Source organism: Streptomyces sp. NPDC027962 (assembly GCF_055566095.1).
The window spans coordinates 75,908-83,628 of sequence record NZ_JBVHTA010000036.1; the positions used below are offsets into that span (position 1 = coordinate 75,908).

Genomic DNA, 7,721 nt, shown 5'->3' on the forward strand with positions numbered 1-7,721 from the left:
GGCTCCGACCGCCGCGGCCCGCCGCATGACATCAAGCTCAGCGCGCCCCTCTCGCCTCTCGCCGCCGTCGGCATGAAGAGCCCGCGCGCGCCACTGTGTGGGGCGGTGGCGCGCGCGGGGGTCTTGCGGTCCCGTTCGGTCCGTCAGGCGCGGAGGGGGCCCTCACAGGTGTAGTGCGACGTGCCCGCGCGTCCGCCGGGCCAGATGTCCACGGCGCCGAAGAAGCAGTTCATGTCGGTCAGGTTGTTGTCGCCGTCCGCGGCCCGGTCGAGGAGGAAGTAATCGACCGTCTCTGACATGTCCTTGAAGACGAGGCCGGTGTCGCCGGCGTCGGTCAGGTTGGCGGTGATGCGGCCGGTGCAGACGAACCGGGGACGCTCGGCGGTGCCGCTGCCCTGGCATGCGGGGGTGCTGCCGGTCGTCGCGGTGAAGGAGACGCGGACCTGGTCGGCCGAGACGTCGCGCAGTTGGTCGAGGGGGACGTAGGCCGTCTCCGGCACGAACAGTTCGTCGACACGGGCGATCTGCGCGTCGAGGAATGCGTCGTACGCGCTCTGCAGCCAGACGTCCTTGCCGAGGCGGTCGCGCCAGGCGTCGAAGGCGGCCGGGTCGTCGGCGCGCAGGTTGCGGTACATCTCCTGCAGCAGCGACGGGCGCTCGGTCCACAGGAACTCGAAGAAGGTGCCCGCATAGTCGTAGAAGCGGAAGCCGTCGCCGTCGTACGTGGCGTGCAGCAACTGGTCCACCGTCATGCGCGGTCCGCCGTTCGCCGTGTCGTCGATGACGCCCTGGACGAGCGACTTGCGGACCTTGACGCCGTCGCTGCGGCTGGACCCGGCGAAGAACTCCGCGGTGCCCTCGTCCATCGCCGTGGTCCGGTCGCCCTCGTACCAGGGGCCCTCGCCGAAGAAGCCGGGCACCGCCCAGCGGCCGTTGAGGTAGTGCCCGTACTCGTGGCGGAACAGCTCCTCCAGGGTCAGCGAGGAGTCCTGCGGCACGCGTCGCTGGTACGTGTAGAAAGTCGCGCCCTTCTCGATGTAGACGCCGCCGTTGTCGGTTCCCATGCCGGTCAGGAGCGGGTGGAAGACCTCGTACTCCCTGCGCGAGGAGTACAGGACGATGTTCAGGGTGGGGTTGGGGTCGCCCGCGAGGGGCTCCACACTGCCGACCACGCGGTGGAACTGTGCCTTGACCTGCTTGCTCGCGTAGTACAACTGGTCGATCGTGGCCCGGTCGAGACCGGAGCGGACCCTGATGCGGTCGGTGCCGTCGACACCGTAGACGTACGTGTGCGGGAAGAGACGCTTCTCGATGTCGGACGCGCACACGTGGTACTGGGAACAGGCCTCGTACACCCCCAGCCAGGTGGCGACCTTCGCCCACGGGGCACTGCTGTCACCGAAGGTGCGTGCTGTGACGCTCAGGAGGGTGCCGAGGTCCGAGACGATTCCGGCGCGCAGTCCGTCGACCTGGCCGAAGCGGCCGTACTCGTTCAGCGCGTCACGCACGACCCAGGCGTTGGGCCGGTCCTTGAGGTGGGTGTGGCGGGCGAAGGCCCGGAAGGCGGCACGGTAGGACGGGGCGGCCTTCACCGCGGTGTGGAAGGCGGTGTCCTGGTTGCCGGGGTAGACGCCGAGGTAGTTCAGGCTGAGCGCGGCGAGCGCCGCCCCGGCCCAGGAGGTGTCCTGTGCCGTGTCGGGGTGCCGGGCGTCCATGGTGGCCAGCACCCGTTTGACGAGCGGGAGTTGGTACTGGCGCAGGCCGGGTGCCGAGGCGGCGTAGAGCGCTTCGCGGAGGGTCTCCGCGTTGGTGCCGGTGGCGTCGAAGGTGCGGGACGCCGAGCCGAAGCGGGCGACGGCACGGCGCATGGTGGTCAGCGTCGGCGTGTCGGTGACGTCGATCTCGTCGCGTGAGAAGTCGTGGTAGGCGACGGCGTGGAGGTACGTGAACATCTCCAGCAGATGGCTGCCGTTCCTGCCGTCGTGGGAGTCGGCGAGGCTGGTGATGCGGCGGGAGACGGCCTGGACGTGTGCGTCTGACATGACCGGGGCGAGGCGCCGGTCCCAGGTCCACAGGATCGACCGCAGGCAGTCGTCGGCGGTGACGTCGGGATCGGCGAGGAAGTCCGCGAACCGCACCGGGGAAAGGCCGGTCACGCCGTCGAGCGTGCAGGGCACGTGCGCTGCGCCGAGGGTGGCGCCCGACGCGCCTGCCCCGGCCTTGCCCTGCGGTTCGGGAGTACGGGGCCCGGGGACGCTGCCGCCGGTGAGGCCGCCAGGGGCCGTGAGCAGAGGCGCAGCTCGGTCCGGGGCGGTTGCCAGGCGGTCGACCCTGTCCGTGGAGTGCGGCGGGGAGTCCGGCCGTATTGCCGAAGGGGTCGGGGGAGCGGTGGGCGCGGACGCGGCCGCGGGGGCGGGTTGGACGGCGGTCAGGCAGAGCGTGAGGGCGGTCGTGGCGGTGAGCAGGGCCGTGCGCAGGGATCTGCGCGCAAGGGGGCGCAGAGGTCGGCGCGGGCTTCTGGGCTGGAACACATCGGCTCCTGTGTGTGGGAGGTGGCAGAACAAGCGGTTGTGCGGCTCAGGTGCCTCGGGCTGCTCAACTTCTGTGCGACGAGCGGTAGTTGAAGGAGCGCAGCGCTATGTGATGTGTAAAGTAGTAATGTGAAATGGCACTGTAAAGACCCGTGCACCGCGGATCACGGACAGCGCCGATCAGGCGGCCCGGGGGAAGTGACAGGCCGCCGGGCGGACCCCGCCGGACGCCGGGGGACCGAGCACCGGCACCTCGGTCCGGCAGATGCGCCTTCCGGTAGGGGGTGGAAGGAGCAGCCGGGCGGTGGGGAGGCCGGGCTCGGTGGATCGCCGGGCAGCCTGACCCGTTCACGCATCCGCTCTCCGGCCGGGTCCGGCAGCGGTACGGCGGACAGCAGGGATCGCGTACAGGGGTGGGCGGGGGCGGCGTACATCCGCTCCTTGGGGCCGGCGTCGACGATGCGGCCCAGGTACATCACGGCAATCCGGTCGCACACACGCCTGACCACCGACAGGTCGTGGGCGATGAAGAGGTGGGCGAGAGAGCTCCCGCTGCAGACGGCCCATCAGGGTCACGATCTGCGCCTGCACGGAGACGTCGAGCGCCGAGACGCGCCGTACAGGACCCGCGCGAACAGGTCGCGGCCAGTGACGGATTCGACGCCGAGCCAGAGCTCGGCGTAGACACCGCCGAGCGGCCCGACCGACTGCCCGCCGGGATACGAGACGGGGGGCGGGTAGCCCGTCCGAGGGACCTGCGAAAACAACGTGACATTGTACGCTGGTGATCCTCTCGGCCACGAGGGCACAGGGCGAAGGGAACACCACCACCATGGGCCACCTGAAACAGCGCAATCTCGTCACCGCCAGGGAGCGACTGCGTGACCAGGTGGCCCACGCCCTGCGCGCCGCGCTCATCTCCGGCGAACTGCGCCCCGGTGAGATCTACTCGGCGCCCGGCCTCGCCGAGGACTTCGGGATCTCCGCGACACCGGTGCGCGAGGCGATGCTCGACCTGGCCCGGGAGGGCCTCGTCGAGCCGGTCCGCAACAAGGGCTTCCGCGTCACCGAGGTCAACGAACGTGATCTCGACCAGTACACAGAGATCCGCATTCTGATCGAGGTGCCCATGGTCCGCCGGATCACCCGCAGCGCCTCCCGCGAGGACTTGGGGGCGCTGCGGCCGGTGGCCGAGGAGATCGTGCGCGCCGCGCGCGAGCACGACCTCATCGGCTATCTCGAGGCCGACCGGCAGTTCCATCTCTCCCTGCTCGCGCTCGCCGGCAACGACCGACTCGTCGAGACCGTCGGTGATCTGCGCAAGCGCTCACGGCTGTACGGGCTGACGGCCCTGGACGAGCGCGACCAGCTCATCCCGTCCGCCGAGGAACACATCGAGCTGCTCGACCTGATGGTGGCGCGCGACGCCAAGGGCGCCGAGAAGTGCATGGCCCGCCACCTCGGTCATGTGCGCTCGCTGTGGGCCGAGGGCGCGCGGGAGAAGGAGGAGCAGCCCGCCGCGCCTGGCCCGAGGCGGAAGTGGGGCACGGCCCTCTGAGTCCGGTGCGGGGGAGCCACCGGGCCGTCCCCGTCGGGGCGCGGTGAAGGGACGGCGGCGAACTCCGGCTTCGGACTTCTGCGCCTGCTTGTCCAGCCGCGCCGGATTTCGTCTCTGGTCGCGGCGGGAGGAGTGCCCGGGCCGTGCCGCGTCAGAGGGCGGCACGGTGGGTGGGCGAGAGGTCCAGCGCCGGTTCGGGAGCACCGTGTGCGAGATGCCGTGCTCGTTCCCGAATTGCTCGGAGTACGGCCTGGACCGTGGCGACGGACGGCGTGCCCGGCGTTGGGCCGAGGTGGGGATTGGGCGCGGGCCGTTCGAGGTACTGCGGGTGTCGTGTGCGGCGGCGGCAGGCGGGACTCGTACGTTCTGCTGGCATGATGCACTCTTCGGATACCGGGGCCTTTGGCCACACCCGCCGCACCACGCTCGCCGGGTTCATCGGTGGCGTCGGTGCCCTGATGGCCACCGGTTGCAGCGCCCAGGACGCCTCCTCCGCGCAGGCGCCCACCCCCAGCGGTACGGCGTCGGGTGGCCCGGCGGGAGGACCCACGCCGGGAGTCATGACGCTCTTCAAGGACCCGGAGTTCAACTTCAACGGGCTGTGGGCGTTGGGGGCTTCCGGTGCCGGCGCCGCCGAGGTGGGCGAGGTACTCACTGCCGTCAACAGCATCAACAAGGCTGGGCTCTCCGCGCAGAGTTACGTCGAGACCTTCAAGAAACTCGGCGACCGGCTCATGGACGCCCCCCAGGGCAGCAAGCCGGACCGGGAGACGGAGCGCTTCCGCGCACTGAGGGCGGCGCAGTACTACGCCCAGGCGCTGTTCTTCGTGCTCGGTTCCGACAACCCGGGCAACGAGAAACAGCTGTACGAGGCCGGGCGCGGTGCCTGGGACACGTTCTGCAACCTGACCGAACCGGCGCCGGTGACGGCGAACGTCCGGTACGGCAACACCCCGATGCCGGTCTGGTTCTTCCGCCCGCAGGGGGCCGGCGGGAGACGCCCGACCGTGATCCTCACGAACGGCAGCGACGGTCAGAACGTCGACATGTGGGCCTACGGTGTCCAGGCCGCACTGGCGCGCGGCTGGAACGCCCTGGTGTACGACGGACCCGGCCAGGGCCAGTTGCTCTTCGTCGACCAGGTGACCTTCTCCCCTCGCTGGGAGCAGGTCGTCACCCCACTCGTCGACTGGCTGGTCGCCCGCCCGGACGTCGACCCCGACAAGATCGCTCTGACCGGGCTGAGCATGGGCGGTGACCTGGCGCCCCGGGCCGCGGCCTTCGAGAAGCGCATCGCCGCGCTGGTGGCGATGCCGGGCTGCCTGGTCCCCTGGCTGGGATTTCCGAAGGAGATCCGGCAGATCCTCACCCCGAGCAAGGCGGAGACGAACAACATCTGGAACAAGGAGGTCGTACCCGGGCTGCCTCCGGCCGGTGCCGCGACGCTGAGGAAGCGGATGGAGCCCTTCTCCATCCCGGCGATGCTCGAAGCCCGCGAGGGAAAGACGTTCACCGACTTCTACACTCCCGCCAAGCGCATCGAGGCGCTCGACATCACGGACGTCGTCGGCCGCATCACCATGCCGACACTGGTCATCGACTACGAGGCCGAGCAGTTCTACCCCGGCCAGGCGCGCCAGATGTTCGACAAGCTCACCTCTCCCAAGGACTACGTCAAACTCACCGCGGCGGAGGGAGCGCAGCTGCACTGTTCCCCGATGGCGCCGCAGTTGCACTGCGAGGTGGTCTTCGACTGGCTGCAGGAGACCCTGTCCGGGACCTGACCCCCGCGCGGGGCCGCCGTCGGTCATGAGGGCGGGAGTCGTCCATGGGGGTGGCCGAACCGCGTGATCGCCGTCGGCATGCCGACCCGGTGACCGTGCTCTCCGGCTTCCCGCCCATCTGGGTGATCGCCGCGTTCGGCTGGGCGGTCGGCCGTTTCGACGTACGCGGAAAGCACGCCGGCTGCCGGTGTGACCGTCTGCGTGGTGTGGCGCCCCGCCGCCCGCTGCCCGGGTGCGGTCAGGACGGTTGCTCGCCCGCCGCCGCTTCCTCGTCGGCCCGGGAAGCCGCTGCCGGACGCGCCCGCCCGCGCCGCGCCGCGCAGGAACTAGGTTGTGCGGCATGAGCAATCTCGATCGGCAGCCCACCCCGTCCGTCTGCGGTGGTCGGGGATTCGTCGTCGCCGAGCCCGTCCGTGAGCTTCTCAGCCCCCGTCGCGTCCAACTCGGCGAGTCCACCGAGGTCCGCCGGCTGCTGCCCAACCTCGGCCGGCGCATGGTGGGAGCCTGGGCCTTCGTCGACCACTACGGTCCGGACGACATCGCCGACGAGCCCGGCATGCAGGTGCCGCCGCACCCGCACATGGGTCTGCAGACCGTCAGCTGGCTGCACGAAGGCGAGGTCCTGCACCGCGACAGCACCGGTTCACTGGCGACCATCCGCCCCCGTGAGCTGGGCCTGATGACCTCGGGCCGTGCGATCAGCCACTCCGAGGAGAGCCCCCGGCCGCACGCCCGTTTCCTGCACGGCGCCCAGCTGTGGGTGGCACTGCCCCATGCCCGTCGCGACATCGACCCCCACTTCCAGCACCACACCGACCTCCCGACCGTCACCGCCCCCGGCCTCACCGCCACGGTCGTCCTCGGCACCCTCGACGGCGCGGCCTCGCCCGGCACGACGTACACCCCGCTCGTGGGAACGGACCTCGCCCTCGCCGACGGCGCGGAGGCGATGCTGCCCCTCGACCCGGACTTCGAGTACGCGGTGCTCTCCATGTCGGGCGAGGCCCACGTCGACGGCGTCCCCGTCCTCCCCGGCTCGATGCTCTACCTCGGCTGCGGACGCTCCGAACTGCCTCTGCGCGCCCAGTCCGACGCCGGCCTGATGCTCTTGGGCGGCGAGCCGTTCGAGGAGGAGATCGTGATGTGGTGGAACTTCATCGGGCGGTCCCACGAGGATGTCGCGCAGGCTCGCGAGGACTGGATGAATGCCTCCCGCTTCGGCGAAGTGGAAGGCTACGCAGGGGGCCGGCTGCCCGCTCCCGAACTGCCGCCTGTGGCGTTGAAACCGCGGGGAAGGGTGCGCTGAGCTGGGGTGATGAGATGAGACTGGTTGCCCGCCCGCGCGCAGCACCTCCGTACCGTTCCCCGTTGACGGAATGAGACGCATCGCCCCTCTGGTGGTCTCCGCTCAGTGCTGTCGGCAGCACCAGGTGTGGTCATCTGTAGGCAGGTTTGGTAGACCGAATGCTGACTTTGCTGATGTGTCGTCAGTGCGGCGAGCGCCACGTTTTCGCTGCTCCCACGCCCGCCAGGAGTCGGTCGGTGGTGATGGAGAGTGGGGAGTCGTTGACATTCGCGTGAAGGACGTCAACGAGCCTGTGCAAACGGTATTTTCAGGCCGGCCTCCGCCGGTCCTGGAGGATGTGGCCGACGAGGGCGAGCGGATCGTGGTGCGGGCACGGACTACGCAGGACACCGCGGTCTGTCCGGTTTGCGTGGCACGATCTGTCTGGGGACGCAGGCGATGAACAGGAGCGGGGGGGGGGGGGGGGGGGGGGGGGGGGGGGGGGGGGGGGGGGGGGGGGGGGGGGGGGGGGGGGGGGGGGGGGGGGGGGGGGGGGGGGGGGG

Annotated in this window: 4 protein-coding genes and 2 pseudogenes; 4 read left to right on the forward strand and 2 right to left on the reverse strand. The window is 70.4% G+C overall.

Going from position 1 to position 7,721, the window contains the following annotated elements; all coding sequences use genetic code 11:
* Positions 1–143: 143 nt before the first annotated feature.
* Complete coding sequence (locus tag ACZ4SA_RS27905) at positions 144–2,531, reverse strand: collagenase (protein WP_468279813.1); 2,388 nt, start codon at positions 2,529–2,531, stop codon at positions 144–146.
* Positions 2,532–2,711: 180 nt separating this feature from the next.
* Positions 2,712–3,236, reverse strand: a pseudogene (locus ACZ4SA_RS27910) (oligopeptide/dipeptide ABC transporter ATP-binding protein); the annotation flags it as partial.
* A 127-nt stretch (positions 3,237–3,363) separates the two neighbouring features.
* Here ACZ4SA_RS27910 and ACZ4SA_RS27915 point away from each other — a divergent pair.
* From ACZ4SA_RS27915 to ACZ4SA_RS27930, 4 genes and pseudogenes are all read left to right on the forward strand, one after another.
* The gene (locus ACZ4SA_RS27915) at positions 3,364–4,089 is read left to right on the forward strand and encodes a GntR family transcriptional regulator (protein ID WP_468279816.1); all 726 of its coding nucleotides are present in this window, start codon (positions 3,364–3,366) and stop codon (positions 4,087–4,089) included.
* 374 nt (positions 4,090–4,463) lie between these two features.
* Positions 4,464–5,873 (forward strand): alpha/beta hydrolase family protein, encoded by a 1,410-nt coding sequence (locus ACZ4SA_RS27920; RefSeq protein ID WP_468279819.1) that lies wholly within the window; start codon positions 4,464–4,466, stop codon positions 5,871–5,873.
* Positions 5,874–6,213: 340 nt separating this feature from the next.
* Positions 6,214–7,179, forward strand: a complete 966-nt coding sequence (locus tag ACZ4SA_RS27925; RefSeq protein ID WP_468279822.1) for a pirin family protein — start codon at positions 6,214–6,216, stop codon at positions 7,177–7,179.
* Between the two features lie 265 nt (positions 7,180–7,444).
* Positions 7,445–7,600, forward strand: a pseudogene (locus ACZ4SA_RS27930) (ISL3 family transposase); the annotation flags it as partial.
* Positions 7,601–7,721: the final 121 nt, after the last annotated feature.

Excerpts from the sequence above, each read along its gene's own strand:
- ACZ4SA_RS27920 (WP_468279819.1), top strand. The coding sequence starts at position 4,464 with ATGATGCACTCTTCGGATACCGGGGCCTTTGGCCACACCCGCCGCACC.
- ACZ4SA_RS27925 (WP_468279822.1), top strand. The coding sequence starts at position 6,214 with ATGAGCAATCTCGATCGGCAGCCCACCCCGTCCGTCTGCGGTGGTCGG.
- ACZ4SA_RS27915 (WP_468279816.1), top strand. The coding sequence starts at position 3,364 with ATGGGCCACCTGAAACAGCGCAATCTCGTCACCGCCAGGGAGCGACTG.